Annotated in this window: 14 protein-coding genes and 1 pseudogene; 10 read left to right on the forward strand and 5 right to left on the reverse strand. The window is 71.1% G+C overall.

Going from position 1 to position 16102, the window contains the following annotated elements; genetic code table 11:
* Positions 1-94 precede the first annotated feature (94 nt).
* Together OG937_09970 and OG937_09975 are read left to right on the forward strand one after the other, a co-directional pair.
* Positions 95-1981, forward strand: coding sequence for an ABC transporter ATP-binding protein/permease (locus OG937_09970; GenBank protein WUD72000.1), 1887 nt, complete (start codon positions 95-97; stop codon positions 1979-1981).
* A gap of 1294 nt (positions 1982-3275) precedes the next feature.
* Entirely contained in the window at positions 3276-3635 is a 360-nt protein-coding gene (locus OG937_09975; protein WUD72001.1) for a hypothetical protein, read from the forward strand.
* 100 nt (positions 3636-3735) lie between these two features.
* Here the strand turns inward: OG937_09975 and OG937_09980 are convergent, their stop codons facing one another.
* Positions 3736-6267: a hypothetical protein gene (locus OG937_09980; protein ID WUD72002.1), complete on the reverse strand. Its 2532-nt coding sequence runs from the start codon at positions 6265-6267 to the stop codon at positions 3736-3738.
* A gap of 309 nt (positions 6268-6576) precedes the next feature.
* Between OG937_09980 and OG937_09985 the strand changes: the two genes are divergently transcribed.
* From OG937_09985 to OG937_10000, 4 genes are all read left to right on the forward strand, one after another.
* Entirely contained in the window at positions 6577-7623 is a 1047-nt protein-coding gene (locus tag OG937_09985; GenBank protein ID WUD72003.1) for an aldo/keto reductase, read from the forward strand.
* A 71-nt stretch (positions 7624-7694) separates the two neighbouring features.
* Entirely contained in the window at positions 7695-8447 is a 753-nt protein-coding gene (locus OG937_09990; GenBank protein ID WUD72004.1) for an SDR family oxidoreductase, read from the forward strand.
* 57 nt (positions 8448-8504) lie between these two features.
* Entirely contained in the window at positions 8505-9323 is an 819-nt protein-coding gene (locus OG937_09995) for an SDR family NAD(P)-dependent oxidoreductase (protein ID WUD72005.1), read from the forward strand.
* A gap of 93 nt (positions 9324-9416) precedes the next feature.
* The gene (locus tag OG937_10000) at positions 9417-10091 is read left to right on the forward strand and encodes a TetR family transcriptional regulator (protein ID WUD72006.1); all 675 of its coding nucleotides are present in this window, start codon (positions 9417-9419) and stop codon (positions 10089-10091) included.
* Between the two features lie 24 nt (positions 10092-10115).
* Here OG937_10000 and OG937_10005 read toward each other — a convergent pair whose 3' ends face one another.
* A complete protein-coding gene (locus OG937_10005) occupies positions 10116-10292 on the reverse strand; it encodes a hypothetical protein (GenBank protein ID WUD72007.1) in 177 nt (58 codons plus the stop codon).
* A 231-nt stretch (positions 10293-10523) separates the two neighbouring features.
* Between OG937_10005 and OG937_10010 the strand changes: the two genes are divergently transcribed.
* Positions 10524-12146: a tannase/feruloyl esterase family alpha/beta hydrolase gene (locus OG937_10010; protein WUD72008.1), complete on the forward strand. Its 1623-nt coding sequence runs from the start codon at positions 10524-10526 to the stop codon at positions 12144-12146.
* A 43-nt stretch (positions 12147-12189) separates the two neighbouring features.
* On the forward strand, positions 12190-12780 hold the full coding sequence (locus OG937_10015) for a DUF308 domain-containing protein (GenBank protein WUD72009.1): 591 nt from the start codon (positions 12190-12192) through the stop codon (positions 12778-12780).
* A 52-nt stretch (positions 12781-12832) separates the two neighbouring features.
* On the opposite strand, the pseudogene OG937_10020 reads toward OG937_10015, so the two are convergent.
* Together OG937_10020 and OG937_10025 are read right to left on the reverse strand one after the other, a co-directional pair.
* Positions 12833-12931: pseudogene (locus tag OG937_10020) on the reverse strand (IS5/IS1182 family transposase).
* Between the two features lie 184 nt (positions 12932-13115).
* Positions 13116-13394, reverse strand: a complete 279-nt coding sequence (locus OG937_10025; protein WUD72010.1) for a hypothetical protein — start codon at positions 13392-13394, stop codon at positions 13116-13118.
* Between the two features lie 307 nt (positions 13395-13701).
* Between OG937_10025 and OG937_10030 the strand changes: the two genes are divergently transcribed.
* Both OG937_10030 and OG937_10035 read left to right on the forward strand, forming a co-directional pair.
* The gene (locus tag OG937_10030; GenBank protein WUD72011.1) at positions 13702-14151 is read left to right on the forward strand and encodes a hypothetical protein; all 450 of its coding nucleotides are present in this window, start codon (positions 13702-13704) and stop codon (positions 14149-14151) included.
* Between the two features lie 80 nt (positions 14152-14231).
* Positions 14232-15116 (forward strand): metallophosphoesterase, encoded by an 885-nt coding sequence (locus OG937_10035; GenBank protein ID WUD72012.1) that lies wholly within the window; start codon positions 14232-14234, stop codon positions 15114-15116.
* Here OG937_10035 and OG937_10040 read toward each other — a convergent pair whose 3' ends face one another.
* On the reverse strand, positions 15117-15968 hold the full coding sequence (locus OG937_10040) for an endonuclease/exonuclease/phosphatase family protein (GenBank protein ID WUD72013.1): 852 nt from the start codon (positions 15966-15968) through the stop codon (positions 15117-15119).
* Between the last annotated feature and the right edge of the window lie 134 nt (positions 15969-16102).

Here is a 16102-nt window from a genome sequence, read left to right on the forward strand (position 1 = left end):
CGCCGGTATCGTGGGACGCCGCCTCGCGCCGCCGCCCTGCCCGCCGTCGGATATTCCTTGACCTCAAGGCCGGTCGAGGTTCTACGGTCCTTCCATGAGCATGGAGACCACCGCCTGGACCCAGCTGCACAGCGTCATGAACGCCACGCAGGACCGACGCCCCCTGGCCCGCGACACCCTGCGCCGCGTCGGCGCCTTCGCCCGGCCCCACCGGCGCCGCATCACCCAGTTCGTCCTGCTGAGCACCGTGACCGCGCTGCTCGCCGTGGCGACCCCGGTCCTCGCCGGCTGGATCGTCGAGGCCATCGTCTCCGGCGGCGACCCCCGGCGGGTCACCACGCTGGCCTTGCTGATCGCCGTGATCGCCCTGGCCGAGGCGGGCCTCGGGCTGCTGAACCGCTGGCTGTCCGCGAACCTCGGCGAGGGCCTCATCCTCGACCTGCGCACCGCCGTTTTCGACCACGTCCAGCGCATGCCCGTCGCCTTCTTCACGCGGACCCGCACCGGCGCCCTGGTCAGCCGTCTCAACAACGACGTGATCGGCGCCCAGCGCGCGTTCAGCAACACGCTCTCCGGCGTCGTCGGCAACCTCGTCACCCTCCTGCTGACCCTGGGCGTCATGCTCACCCTGTCCTGGCAGATCACCCTGCTCGCCCTCGTCCTCCTCCCGGTCTTCGTCGTCCCGGCGCGCCGCATGGGCACCCGCATGGCCCGCCTCCAGCGCGAGGCCGCGGCCCACAACGCCGCCATGGGCACCCAGATGACCGAGCGCTTCTCGGCACCCGGCGCCACCCTGGTGAAGCTCTTCGGCCGGCCCGCCGACGAGTCGGCCCGCTTCGCCGAACGCGCCCGCCGGGTACGGGACATCGGCGTACGGACCGCCATGGCGCAGTCGGCGTTCATCACGGCCCTCACCCTCGTCTCCGCCCTCGCGCTGGCGCTCGTCTACGGCCTGGGCGGCCACTTCGCGCTCACCGGCGCCCTCGACGCCGGCTCCGTGGTCACCCTCGCCCTCCTCCTCACCCGCCTCTACGCGCCCCTGACCGCGCTCGCGGGCGCCCGCGTCGACATCATGAGCGCCCTGGTCAGCTTCGAGCGGGTCTTCGAGGTCCTCGACCTGCGGCCCCTCATCACCGACCGCCCCGACGCCCGCCCGGTGCCCTCCGGGCCGGTCTCCGTCGAGTTCGAGGACGTCCGCTTCGGCTACCCGTCCGCCGACAAGGTGTCGCTGGCCTCACTGGAGGAGGTCGCGGTCCTGGACACCCGAGCCGGCGGCGAGGTCCTCCACGGGATCTCCTTCCGCGCCGAACCCGGCCACACCGTCGCGCTCGTCGGCTCGTCCGGCGCCGGGAAGTCGACCATCGCGCAGCTGCTGCCCCGCCTCTACGACGCCGACGGGGGCGCCGTCCGCGTCGGCGGCACCGACGTCCGCGACCTGACGGCCGCCTCCCTGCGCGCCACGGTCGGCATGGTCACCCAGGACGGCCACCTCTTCCACGACACCATCCGCGCCAACCTCCTGCTCGCCCGGCCCGACGCCACCGACGACGACCTGCGCGACGTCCTGCGCCGCGCCCGTCTCGACCGGCTGGTCACCGAGCTCCCCGACGGCCTCGACACCGTCGTCGGCGAACGCGGCTACCGCCTCTCCGGCGGTGAACGCCAGCGCATGACCATCGCCCGGCTGCTCCTGGCCGGCCAGCGCGTGGTCATCCTCGACGAGGCCACGGCCCACCTCGACAGCACCTCCGAGGCCGCCGTCCAGGAAGCCCTCGCCGAGGCCCTCGCCGACCGCACCGCCGTCGTCATCGCCCACCGCCTCTCCACGGTGCGCGCCGCCGACCTCATCCTCGTCGTCGAGGACGGCCGCATCGTCGAGCGCGGCACCCACACCGAACTCCTGGCGGCCGACGGCCGGTACGCGGAGCTGTACCGCACGCAGTTCCGCGAGGAGGGCCTCCTGCCGGACACGGTGCGCTGACGTGCGGCGGACGGACCCGCTTCGACCCCCGGCGCTACCGGGTCCGAGGCGCCTGGGATTCGAACAGACCGGACGTTGCCGCAGGGCCCCGGATGATGACGTAGGGCGTCAGATCGCCTGCGTTGACGGCTCGTTGTCACACGCCGGCGGGCTGTCCGGTCTCCGTAGGCGCAGGCTGTATGACAGTGCGGTCTGCGCCGGCACGGGTTGATCACCCGTGCCGGCGGTGGCCATCGGCCCGGCGTGAAACGGGCCCGGCGCACCCGAAGCGCCCGTCCCAGCGGTGGAGGCGGGCGCTTTGCGCACGTCAGAACGCCCGCCCCGGAAGGGTGGGGGCTGGCGTTCGCTCGGAGCCGTCATGCGACGGCGGCCGCCACGGCTTGGTCCGTCCGGCGCGGATGCCGACGACACACCGACGACCGTCAGGCCGGTGACCATGCCGAGGACGGCCAGGGCCGAGGTCCCGATGCTGCTCACTCGCCCGCTCCTGCGGGCTCGCTGTCGCGGTCCGGGCACATCCGCCGCAGGCGCCGGTTGGCCAGGCAGGCCCGGCCGGGCCGGGACACCAGGCCGGGCGATCACCCGGTCGGCTACCAAATGTGCGATTCGTGCTACGTAGAGTCATTCTTGCTGTGGGCTCGCCGCTGTCTCGACAGCTCTTCTCTCCTGGTGGGCGGCGTCTGCCGCGCGTTGCGGGCCCCCTTGCGGAGGTGACGTGTTGTCTCAAGTATCCGTGTCTCAGGCGCCCATACGGCGGCGTCGAGGTGGTCTGCGTTTGTGGACGATGGCAGCGTGCGTGGCCCTGGCGTCCAGCGCCCTTACAGGTGCCGCGTACGCGGAGAGTGCCGACGGTGGTCAGGCCGGCGCCGTGAAGCCCGGCGTTGAGACCGCTCTCGCGGACCCGTGCTTGCTGTTCCCGTTCTTCCCTGGGTATTGCCCCAGCCGCCCCGGGTATCACTGGCACCCGGTGCGCCCCGGGATTCCCGGCCCTCCTGGGCCCCCTGGCCCTGCCGGGCCCCCCGGACAGCAGGGTCCCGCTGGGCCGAAGGGCGATCCCGGAGACCAGGGGCCGAAGGGTGATCCCGGAGAGCCTGGTGTCGCGCCCGCTCACGGCCTGGAGGACTTCACCGGCGACGGTCAATTCGAGCCGCCCGACGGGGTCACGACGGTCTTCGTCCAGGCATGGGGTGCCGGCGCAGGCGGTTCGGGAAGTGACATCAACTCTGGATCGGGCGGCGGCGCCGGGGGCTTCGCCTGGTGCGTCCTCGCCGTCCAGGCGGGCACACCGGTCACGGTGGACATCGGCGCAGGAGGAGCAGGCGGGCCCGCGAGCACGAGCGGCCAGCCGGGCACATCGAGCACGGTGAACAACGGTCTCGGCGGCGTCGTGGTCGCAGAGGGCGGCCTGGCCGCCTCGGGCAATGGCGGCGGCCTGGGCGGCGGCGCCTCCTGTCCTGGCCAGGGCACGACCCGTCAAGGCAACATCGGCGGGGCCGGCGGGACCAGCATTCCGGGCCTGGGGGGCCGTCCGGCAGTGGACGGCGTCATCCAACCGGCACCAGCGTTTGCGGGTATCGGCGGCAACGGCGGCCCTGGGGTCTTCGGGAACGACGGCGGGCCCGGCGGTCCGGGATACGTCGTCATCTGGTGGTAGCCCACGGCCCCTGCAGGCCGATGTGCGCCGACCGGAGTCCGGTCGCCACGCAGGGCCCCGACCGCGGACGGTCGGGGCGCTGCTCTTGTCGTGCCGCTCGCTACCGCACGTCGACGTAGTCGCCGGTCGCCGAGACGGCCGGGGTGGTGGTCGTTCCGGCGAAGCTGAAGCGCCAGTAGCCGTCGGTAGAGGCGGTGACGGTGGTCTTCAGGGCGCCGGTGGACGACGACTTGACCGTCTTGATCGTCTTGTAGGTGGTGGTGCCCTTCTTGCGGAACTGGAGCTTCACCGGCTGGCTGCCGTAGCCCGCGTAGGCCTTCGTGTCCGACTGCCAGTTCGCCTGGGTCAGGGTCCCGGTGACCGTGAGCGTCCTGCCCTTGGCGATCGGCTCGGGAGAGGCGTTCGCCGTGAGCTTGGAGTGGCGCTGCACGAGGACGCTCTTGGCGGCGTGCAGGTCGGTGTGGCTGGTGCCGTCCTTCGACCACGCCCAGGCGGCAACCTTCCAGGTGCCCGCGAGGGAGTTGAGCCCCAGCGTGGAACGCGGCCAGACGTAGGCCACGTGCGTCTCGCAGATCGAGGTGGTGGCGGACTGCGCGGTGCAGGTGGCGGGCCAGGTTCCGAAGAGGACGCCGTCGGGTGCGTCGTACGAGCCGTGGTACAGGAACAGGTCGCCTTCGGCGACGCCGGAGGGGTCGGTGGCGGTGAAGGTCGCCTTGAACTCCTGGAACTCGGCGGTGGTGAGAACCACCGGCTTCCCGCCGTTGACGACCAGATTCGAGATCTTCGTCGTGCCGGCCTGCTCGTCACCCTGAATTCCCGGTCCGCCGAAGGCACGGATCACGGTGCGCCGGACGCTGCCGCCTTCGTCGTTGACGGCCGTGGCGCGCAGCGAGACGTATGCCGCGGTGGCCGGGACGGCCAGTGTCGCGGTGGTGCCGGTGTCGGTGGGGGTGAGCGGGAGCTGGGTCCAGGTGGTGCCGTCGTCCGTGGAGTACTCCAGGGCGGTGACCGTCGCCGCCGCCTCGGAGTTGCGGGTCGCGGCTGTGACGTCCACGGTCACGGGGGCGGTGCCGGCCGCGTTGCGGGCATTTAGTGCAGGTACGGCGAAGGAGGTGTCGATCAGGGGCAGCGCGCGGGAGGTGCTGCTTCCGGTGGAGGTGAAGGTCCATTCGTTGCGCACCAGCGTGGACAGGCGAGAGTAGCCGTTCCTGCGCGTGACGGTGTGTGTCAGCTGGTACGCGGCGGTGGTGCTCGGGACGGTGGCGGACAGCCCCGAATACGGCGACAGGCCGTCGGCCGACGCGAGGGTCTGCCCGCCGGAGGTGAGCTGGTAGGAGGACTTCGAGCGGCCGTCGGTGCCGGGGTTGCCTGCCGCGTCGCTCATGGTCGCCGACTCGGTCAGGCTCATCTTCGTGGAGCTGCGGGTGGAGCGGTTGCCTGATGTGCCGGGACCGAAGGGGGCCGCACCGACGGTGGGCCCGGCCGTGGTGGTGCCGCCGGCCAGGGTGCGGTCAGGCAGCGAAAGTTGGTGCTCGCCGCTGCCGTAGTCGACCAGCCGCGAGTACGAGATGCCCGGGGTGACGTATTCGGTGGTGGTCGCCGCGGTCTTCACCCAGTCGCCGATGAAGACGCCGGTCCACTCGCCGGTCTGCGGCACGGTTTCCAGGAGCCCCCGTATGGCGACGCCCTGGGCACGGATCGGAGTGGTGGCCTTGGCGAGACCCGCCTGGCTTACTGACGCGATCGGCGAAGAGGGCACGGTCTTGTTGAAGGAGTGCAGCAGGTCGTACCGGTACGGACTGGGAGCGGAGGCGGAGGACCCCTTCTTGGTCAGCACCTCATGGATGCGCAGGGACGCCCCGGTGACCGAGAAGGGCGTGGTGTAGACCTTGCCCATGCCGCCGCCCGCGAAGCCCGCCAGGTTGCCGCCGGGGACCGAGATCCACACCGCGGCCGCGGCACGGGCGGCGGTGGTGTCGTCGGTCCTGATGGCCGTCTCCTTGGCCAGCTTCTGGTCGAGTTTCACCGTCAGACCGGAGGTCGTCACGGTGAACGCACGGGTGAGGAGGTAACTGGGCTGCCCGTAGTCGGCATGCAGTGCGACGGCGAAGTAGCTGCCCGGCGCGAGCTTGGCGGTGGCGTCCGGGCCGTAGCCGTCGTCGTTCACCGGTACCGCGGCCCAGTTGGAACGGTTCCACAGAGCGATCGACTTGGTCGTAACGTCTGCGTTGGTGATGGAGAACTTCACCGAGTACGTCGTCGTCGCCTGGACCGCCGCCACGGGCGTGAGTGACGGCGTCGTACCGACGCGCATTCGCGTCCCGGCGACGGGCCGGTTCCGGCTCACCGGGCGGACCCCGATGGAGCCGTCCGTCGAAGTGATGGCGTACTGCCCCGCGCCTTGCCCGTTTCGCTGCGCGATGTCGAGATACCTGCCGCCGACCAGGTCCACACGCTCCCCGGTCGCCAGCCGGGCGGTGTCCCGGGCGTCCTTCATCTGCGCGACCGCCCCGACCACGCCACGGCCCCGCGCGGATTCGGACCCCGCCGCCGACTCGGCGCCGACGCCGACGCCCGAGACGACCAGCGCCGATGCCATGGCCGCGGCGCCCGCCAGCGCCGTCAGCCTCACCACGCGGAGTGTCCGGCGTCTTCTGCGACCCGTTTTCACGGTAGGCGACATCTGTGTCCTCCCCCTGTGACCCCTCGAGCTCGTCGTGACGCGAACCCGTCGGCGGACACCCTAAGTCCGCACAGTCAAGGAACCCACGTCGGGGGCCTGTTGAAAAGCGGCTGTCTCCCGCAGGAAACGTTGCGCACCTCACTCCGGACCGCTGGGACTCGACAAGAGGCCAGTGGACCTTTACCGTGGAGGCAATAAGGTTCCAGTGGCCTCTTAAAGGGGTTGCCGGACAGGCTCCACAAAAGGGCGGTACAGGGCGTGAACGAAGACACCACCGCGGCAGCGCGTGCGCCGCTGGGCAGCTCCGGCATCTCCGTGCGGCCCGTCGGCCTCGGACTCATGGGGATGTCGCAGTTCTACGGAGCGGCGGACCCGGACGCCGGGGTCGTCACCATCCGGGACGCGATCGAGCTGGGCGTGGAGCTGTTCGACACCTCGGACTACTACGGGGCCAGCAGTGCCACCCCGGGCCGGCCGGTGCCCGGCTTCGGGCACAACGAGGAACTGCTGGGCCGGGCCCTGAAGGGCCGCCGGGACCGGGCGGTCGTGGCGACCAAGTTCTCCGCGCGCCCCACGCCCGAGGGCCGCAGCTTCTTCGACGGCCGCCCCGAGTACGTGAGGGCCGCCTGCGAGGCCAGCCTGAAGCGGCTCGGAACGGACCGGATCGACCTGTACTACTACCACCGCCTGGACCCGGCCGTCCCTGTCGAGGACACCGTGGGCGCCATGGCCGACCTCGTCGTCGAGGGCAAGGTCCGGGGAATCGGCCTGAGCGAGGTCGGTACGGAGATTCTGCGACGGGCCCACGCCGTCCACCCCGTCTCCGCCCTGCAGAGCGAGTACTCGCTCTGGGAACGCGGCGTCGAGGCCGAGGTGCTGCCGGAGTGCCGCCGCCTGGGCATCACCCTGGTGCCCTACAGCCCGCTGGGCCGCGGCATGCTCGCCGGAGCCTTCCGCCGGGGAGCCGAGTTCGGCCGCGACGACTTCCGCTCGACGCTGCCCAAGTTCCAGGGTGAGAACTTCGAGCACAACCTGCGGCTCGTCCGTGAGCTGGAGCGGTTCGCCGCAGGCGCCGGCGCCACCCCCGGCCAGATCGCCCTCGCCTGGCTGCTGGCCCAGCACCACGACATCGTCCCGATCCCCGGCTCCAAGCGTCCGGACAACGTCCGCGCGAACCTCGCGGCCACCTCGGTCCGGCTCAGCGCCGACGACGTGGCCGGCCTCGGCGCCCTGTTCGACCCCGTGCGGGTCAAGGGCGCCCGCTACGGAGCCCTCAACACCCTCCAGGACGACACCGATAAGTGACGTCCACACCGGACACCGCACGCAGGGGCCCGGCCGAGACCGGCCGGCCCTCTGGGCAAGGAGCACACCTCATGAACTTCGACGACCAATTCGCCGGCCGGACCGCCTTCGTGACGGGCGCGGGCAGCGGCATCGGATCCGACATCGCCCGACTGCTCACGGCCCGCGGGGCCGCTGTCGCCCTGGTGAGCCGCCAGGAGGAGCCCCTGAAGGAGCTCGCCGGTGAGATCACCGCGGCGGGCGGCAGGGCCCTCGTCCTGCCGGCCGACGTCAGCGACGCGCATGCCGTCGAGCGCGCTGTCGCCGAGACCGTCCGCCACTTCGGCGCCCTGCACCTGGCTGTGAACAACGCGGGCACCTCCGGGGTCTTCCACGAAGTCCCCGACCTCCCCGAGGAGGAGTGGAACAAGACCATCGGGATCAACCTCTCCGGCGTCTTCTACGGGATGAAGTACCAGATCCCGGCGATCCGGGAGGCCGGTGGCGGCGCCATCGTCAACATCTCCAGCGTCTTCGCCGACCGAGGCCTGTCCGCCCGCGCCGCCTACAGCGCGAGCAAACACGGCATGCGCGGACTGACCCGCACGGCGGCCTCCGAGTGGGCACGGCACGGTGTCCGCATCAACGAGCTCCAGCCCGGCGTCATCCCGGTGCCTCGCCAGCAGGGCAACCCCGACGAGGTCGCGAAGATCGCCGAGCGCATCCCGGCCCGTCGGCTCGGCACCGGCGTGGAGGTGGCCAAGGCCGTCGCTTTCCTGCTCTCCGACGAGGCCTCCTACGTCACCGGCGCCCACCTCGCGGTCGACGGCGGGTTCCTCATCTGAACCACGAAGATTCCGACCCCCTTTCCCTCACCGAGCAACAGAGACAGAGGCACCACCATGAGCAAGACCTGGCTGATCACCGGAAGCTCCCGCGGCCTGGGCCGCGCAACTGCCGAGGCGGTCCTGGCGGCGGGCCACAATCTGGTCGCGACCGCCCGGCGCGTCGAGTCCCTGAACGACCTCGTCGGCACGTACGGCGAGAAGGTCCGCCTGGTCACCCTTGACGTGACCGACGCCGCCGCCGCACGGCGGGCCGTGCAGGCGGCCGTGGAGACCTTCGGGCGCCTGGACGTCGTCGTGAACAACGCCGGCTACGCCGACATGGCCGCCATCGAGGACATCTCCGAGCAGGCCTTCCGTGACCAGATCGACGCCAACCTCTACGGCGTCGTCAACGTCACCCGGGCCGCCCTGCCCGTCATGCGCGAGCAGGGCTCGGGGCACATCATCCAGATCTCCTCCGTCGGCGGCCGTGTGGGCGGCCCTGGTCTGGGCGCCTACCAGGCGGCCAAGTGGGCGGTCGGCGGCTTCTCCGAGGTCCTGGCCAAGGAGGTGGCCCACCTCGGCATCAAGGTCACCGTCGCCGAGCCGGGCGCCATCCGCACCGACTGGGCGGGTTCCTCGATGACCACCCCGCCGGTCAGCGAGCCCTACAAGCCGGTTGTCGAACCCGCGATCACCCGCCAGCGGGCGTCGGACGGCAACCAGACCGGCGACCCCGCACGGATAGCGCAGATCCTGCTGGCCATCACGGAGGCCGAGGAGCCGCCGCTGCGTCTGCTTCTCGGCAAGGACGCGGTCCGGGTCGGCCGGTTCGTGGCCGAGACCCTCGCTGCCTCCGACGCCAAGTGGCGTGAGGTGAGCGAGTCCGTATGACCCGGGGCATCAGGCCTGCCTCCCCGGTCGGGGCTTAGGCTTACCGCAGGCGGCGCTGAGTGCAGGCCGAGGAAGTTTCCCGGGGAAGTGACAGTGGCAGACGACCGGTCGACGGAATTTCAGCGGGCGCGAAGCGCCGAGCAGCGCGAGATCCGCAAGCAGGCCATCATCGACGCCGCGACACAGCTCCTGGCGGAGATGCCGGTCGGCGAGATCAGCCTGCGCGAGCTGAGCCGGCGGGTCGGGCTTTCGAAGACCAACGTCGTGCGGTACTTCGAGACCAGGGAAGCGGTCTTCTTCGAACTGCTCAACCGGTCCCTGGCGCAGTGGATCGAGGAGCTGCCCGCCGAACTCCCGTCCGCGGGGGCTCACGGTGCCGCCTCACCGGTGGCCGTGACGAACGCCCTGGCCCGGTCCCTGGCCCGCCGGTCCCTGCTGTGCGACCTGCTGAGCGCGCTGGGGTCGGAACTGGAGCGGAACCTCTCCGCCGAGTCCGCGCGCGAGTTCAAGCTCGCCCACGGCAGGTTGCTGGGCACGCTGGCGGATCTGGTGCAGCGCAACATCACCGCCCTGACGCCGACGGCCGCCCGGGAGCTGGTCTCCCTGACCGTCGTGTGCACGGCCGGACTCTGGCCGTTCGCCCACCCCTCGGAGGCGGTCGCCGAGGCCCAGCGGGACCCCGAGCTCGCCGGCACACGGGTCGACTTCGCCGAACGGCTCGGTCGTACCCTGCACGTCGCCGTCACCGGGCTGCTGACCTTGGGCTGACGCCCGCCGGCCGGTCCGCGCGGGTCAGACGGCGAGCCGGGTCGCTCCGCCATGGACGTGGAGGTTCCGGCCGCGGACTGACCGCGCGTCGGGACCGGCCAGGAAGTCGAGGACACCGGTGATGCCGACCGGCTCGCCCGGTCCGTCGAACGGCGACAGCTGACGCCCAGACACCCCGGCCGCCACGGCACCGCTCGGCATGGGATCGCATCGAGACCGTGGGTCACACCCTTGGATGCACCTCACTCACTTTCGTCACCCCCTTAACCGGTGATACGTTCTGATCAGTCTTGGCGCCCCGAGGCTGCCTCGGGGCACCCGTCGAGGTCACGGGGCAGCCCGTCCGTAGACCCACCCCCGCCCTTCTCATCGTGTGATGTGCACATGTGTCGCTGCAGTCAGGCGCACACCTACTTACCGGATGTGAAAGCAATGAAGAAGAAACTTCTGTCCGTGCTCGCGGCCGGTGTGCCGCTGGCCGCGGCGGTCTACCTGCCGACCGCATCGGCGGAGCCCCGCACCCCCGCCCCGGCCGCGCCGTTCGACTGCGCCTACACGCCGGTGCAGGCCCCGGCCGGTACCGAGGTGGAGGCCGTGACGACGGTCCGCGACGAGGGCGGCACCATCAAGGGCACCGGCGTCCTCCAAGGCGAGGTCACCGGCGTCCCGGCCTTCTGCAAGGTGACCGTCACCCTCACCCACCCGGGCGAGGGTGACCACGCCAAGGTGACCACCTGGCTGCCCGAGAAAGGCTGGAACGGCCGCTTCCAGGCACTCGGCGGCAGCGCCTACCTCGCCGGGGACAACGGTGTCGGGATGGGCACCGCGGTCAAGAGCGGCTACGCGGCGACCACCACGGACGCCGGCGTCGGTGACGCCCTCGACGTCAGCTGGGCGCTGAACGGCGACGGCGAGGTCAACACCACTCCGCTGAAGAACTTCGCCTCCCGTTCCCAGCACGAGGCGGCAGTCGTCGGCAAGGAGGTCGTCGACGCGGTCTACGGCAAGCGCGCCGCCTACTCCTACTTCACCGGATGCTCCACCGGCGGACGCCAGGGCTACATGGAGGCCCAGCGTCATCCCGACGACTACGACGGCATCCTCGCCGACGCGCCCGCCGTCAACTGGGACGAGTTCGAGGTCGCCACCCTGTGGCCGCAGGTGGTCATGAACAACGAGAAGGCCTACCCGACCAGGTGTGAGTTCGACGCGTTCACCGATGCCGCCGTCAAGGCCTGTGACTCCCTGGACCGCGTCAAGGACGGCCTGGTCAACGACCCGGAGCGGTGCGACTTCGACCCTCGCAAGCTGATCGGCACCAAGGTCGCCTGCGACGGCCGGGAGTTGACCATCACGGCGGCCGACGCGGCCGTGGTGCGCAAGATCTGGGACGGCCCGCGCACCGCCACCGGTGAGGAGCTGTGGTCCGGCGTCCCGATCGGGGCCGACCTGAACGGCCTTGCGGCCACCAACAAGCCGGACGCGAACGGCAACATCACGGGTGCGCCGTTTCCGGTACCCGCCGCGTGGGTCCAGCTCTGGCTGAAGAAGGACCCGACCTTCGACCTCTCGAAGATCACCTACAGCCAGTTCACCCAGTTGTTCCGGCAGTCCGAGGCCCAGTACGACAAGGTGATCGGCGCGGACGACCCCGACCTGTCCGGCTTCCGCAAGTCCGGCGCCAAACTGCTGACCTGGCACGGTCAGGCCGACCAGTTCATCCCCACCCAGGGCACCGTCGAGTACCGCAAGCAGGTCGAGCGGAAGATGGGCGGCCCCAAGCGGGTCGACGACTTCTACCGCCTCTTCCTCGCCCCGGGCACCGACCACTGCGGTCTGAACGGCACCGACGGCTCGGCCGACGGCCTCGCTGCGCTGACCGCCTGGGTCGAGCACGGCAAGGCCCCCAAGACCCTGCCCGCCACCTTGATCAACGCCTCCGGCCGGAGCGTCACCCGAGACCTGTGCAGCTACCCCGGGGTGTCCCGCTACAAGGGCCACGGAGACCCGGACGTCGCCTCCAGCTTCCGGTGCGTCCTCCCGCCCCGGCACTGACACCGTCGCCGACCATCCGACAACCCGAGAAAGGCCGAACATCATGAGGACGCAGACGGCGACTTCCACCACCCGGGCAACAACGGGAGAACGTTCCTCCCTGCTGAGGCTGTACCTGTGCCGCGGCGTCCTGGCTGTGGTGTGGGCCCTGGTGTTCGCCCGCGCCCATGACTCCGTCGACGCCACGGCGATCACGCTGCTGGTCGTCTACCCGCTGATCGACGCGGTGTCGTCGCTGATCGACTACCGCGCCACCCCCGACGGTTCGGAGCGCGGAGTCACAGCGTTCAACGGCGTGTTGAGCACGTTCGCCGCCCTCGCTGTCGGCATCGCCGGAGCGGGCGGCGTGGAGCCGGTGCTCCATGCGTTCGGCGCCTGGGCGATCATCTCCGGGGCGGCCCAGCTGGTCGTCGGCCTGCGGCGGCGCGGCTCCGAGCTGGGCAACCAGTGGCCGACCCTGATCTCGGGCGGCCTGTCTTTCCTGGTCGGCGTCTTCTACAACATCCAGGCCGTGGGCGACAACCCCTCGCTCGACGTGCTGTCGACGTACGCCACGGGCGGTGGCGTCTTCTTCATCGCACAGGCTGCGCTGCTCGCCTGGAAGACCCGCCGGCTGCGCACCCGAACCGCCTGACGGCCGTACCGCATCCGTCCCCGGCCCGCGCCGCACGGTGCGGGCCGGGGACGTGGGGCTTGGCGGGCTTTCGCCGGCGTGGTCCTCGGCGGGAGCGGATGGGCGGTATGCCGTGTACCAGGGGTTCCAGTACCTGTCTGTCATGCAGGTTCACCCCCGGAATGCCGGCTCCCCCTGATGAGACGAGCTGCGAAATTTGGGAAGCGGTAGCGCTCGTCGTCAGCAACTTCCTCAGCGGCCCCTGCGAAGACGCGAGCCGCCTGAGCGGAGGACGGGTGCCGGCCCGGCGGTCTCCACCGCCGGGCCGGCACCCGTGTGTCTCGGGCAACCGTGGATCAGTAGTACACCCAGTACTCGTCGTAGTAGTCGTAGGAATCCGTGTAGTCCCAGTACTCCGTGTACTCCCAGTATTCGTAGTCGGACTCCCAGCAATCGCTGTCGCCGCCGTAGCCGGTGGTCTTCGTCTGCTGCTGGGGTGCCTGGGTGGACACGGCGCTTGTCTGCGCCGACGCGGGGGCGGCGAACGCCGTGGTGGGGATCAGAGCGCCCCCTGCCGCCAGGGCCGCGGAGGCCGTGAAGATCGCCAGACGCCGGGAACGAGGTGTGCGGGCCATGAGAATTCTCCTTGCTGAGGGATGACGGCAACACCGGATGGTTCCGGGAGGGCCACCCGTTCTGCGTGAACCGATGCCTCCATTGAGCCCGGCCCGGTGCGTCGCGTCACGCCCCTGGAATTCGGGGCTTGACAAAAGCGACGTCCACCGGGGTCGGGACCCCGGAGCGCCTCCCGTGCGCGGCCGACGTGGCCGAGGGTCACGTCAAGGCCACAGATTTCCGGTGATCCGGTCCCCAGCGCGGGTCCCGGTGGTAACTTCCACCGGCTACTTGACCTTGTCTTTACGAGATCCAGGGGGAATCGCGATGAGCACTCCGCCGCCGCCACCCGGCACCAACCCGTACAACCAGCAGCCGCCCGCGCCGTACGGTCCGCCGACCGGCAACCCGTACAGCGTGCCCGGCCCTCCGGCGCCCGCGCCCGCACGCCGCATCGGCGTGAAGGGCATCGTCAGGGGGGTGATCAGCCTCGTCGTGATCGGCTTCGTGGTCTACGGCGGCTACACCACCTGGTTCGGGGGCGCCTCGACCGCCGACGCGGGCGACTGCCTGCACGCGGGGAACGCGGCGGCCACGGGCGTGATCTCCGTCGGGGACCCGGAGTTCGAGATCGTGGACTGCGGTGACGCCAAGGCCCAGTTCAAGGTCGTCGACAGGCAGTCCGGGACGGACGGGACCTGCGAGGACAAGTACCGCCGGTACACCCAGGGCGGCTCCGGCCGGGACTTCACGCTCTGCCTGGAACCGTTGAAGTGAGTACCCGCCGGCACGATTGAGGCCCGCGCCCGGCCCCGGCCCCGGTGACGTCGCGTCAGGCGGTGGGTACCGTGGTCGGGATGCGGATCCTTCACCTGTCCGACATCCACATCGGCCCCGTCGACGGGCCCAACTCCCGCGGGATCGACGCGCGGGAGTCCCTGCGCCGTATGCTGGCCGCCCTCGACTCCGTCCCGGACGTCGGCGCCGTCGTCGTCAGCGGCGACGTCGCCGACGACGGCTCTCCGGAGGCGTACGCCGCGGCCCGCGACATGGTGCGGGAGTTCGCCGCGCGCAGGCGGGCGCCCGTGGTGTTCTGCACCGGCAACCACGACGAGCGCGGCGCCTTCGCCAAGGTGCTGGGCAGCGGCCACCTGGGAGCCGACGGCGACGACCTGGCGACCGCGGTCGTCGACTCCCCGGAGGGCGAGCGGGCCGCCGTGAGCGTGATCGGCGGCCACCGCTTCATCACGCTCGACTCGCTCGTCCCCGGCAAGGTGTACGGCCGGGTGGGCCCGCGCCAGCTCGGCTGGCTCCGCGAGGTGCTGGCCGAGCCCGCGCCGCACGGATCCGTGGTGGTCCTCCACCACCCGCCCGTCACCCTCGACGTCGCGACCCAGAAGGCCCTGGGGCTGCAGGACGGGGCCGAACTGGCGGACGCCGTACGCGGCACGGACGTACGGCTCGTCCTGTGCGGCCACTTCCACCTGCAGCTCTTCGGCCACCTCGCGTCGGTCCCCGTGTGGGTGACCCCGGGCGTTCTCAGCCGCATCGACCTCAGCGGCCCGCAGGGCACCGAGCGGGCGGTACGCGGGGCCTCGGCGACCCTCGTCGACCTCGGCGGTCCGTACGCCCCGCTGTTCCACGTGCTCCACGCACGCGACCCACGGGCGGGCGAGACGGTCTACGAGCTCGACCGCGACCAGCTCCGCTCGGTCGTGGAACGGCTGGGCCCCGGCTCCTGATCAGGGCGTGACCAGGACCTTGCTGATCAGCGGCAGGTGGTCGGAGGCCGTCGGGTCGGCCTGCACCACGCGCGTGACGAGCGGCTTGACCTCGTCGGTGGTGTAGATGGCGTCGATGCGCTCGGTCGGCGCCTCGGCGGGGTAGGTCGCGCCGTCGCCGCGGCCGTGCGGCGAACGGGCCCATGCGTCGGTGTAGCGGGACTGCAGCGGCTGCGACTCGGGGGCGTCCGGCAGGGCGTTGAAGTCGCCGACGAGGACGGCCGGCTCCTTGTCGCCGATCAGGTCCACGATCTGCGGGGTCTGCTGGAGGCGGTCGGTCTGCGAACTGGCGGCCAGATGCGTGCAGTAGAAGTGAACGGCCTTGCCGCGCACGTTCAGGGTGGCGTGCAGCAGCCCGCGCTGCTCCTGGCCGGGCGACTTGTACAGCCAGGTGTTCTCCGACGCGGTGATCGGGTAGCGGGACAGGATCGCGGTGCCGTACTGGATCCGGTGGTCGCTGCCGGCCGGGGGCGCGTTGTCGATGTTGGCGCCGAAGACGACGTGGTAGCCGAGCAGCTTCGCCAGGTCGGCGGCCTGGTCGGCCCAGTCGCTGCGCGCGGAGTAGTGGTTGTCGACCTCCTGCAGCCCGACCACGTCGGCGCCGCTCCTGCGGACGACGTCCGCGACCCGCGGGACGTCGAGCACGTCGTCCGTGCCCTGGGCGTGGTGGATGTTGAACGTCATCACGTCCAGCACACGCGCGCCGCGGCCCTCGGCGACCGGGGCCTTGCCCGTCGTGGCGGCGGCGGTGCCGGTGGTGGCGGCAATGAACGCGAAGACGACGGCGAGTGCGGACAGGGTCCGGCGCAGCATGACGGGGTCCTCCCGGGGGACGGCAAGCGGGAACGATCACGATCGTGTCCGGGCCTCCTGGCGGACGCGTGACGGGGAGGTGAAGTCCACCTCCCCTCCCCGGTGCCGGACGTCACGCCCCGTTCAACCCGCCG

The organism is Streptomyces sp. NBC_00510 (assembly GCA_036013505.1).
Taxonomy (GTDB): Bacteria; Actinomycetota; Actinomycetes; order Streptomycetales; family Streptomycetaceae; genus Actinacidiphila.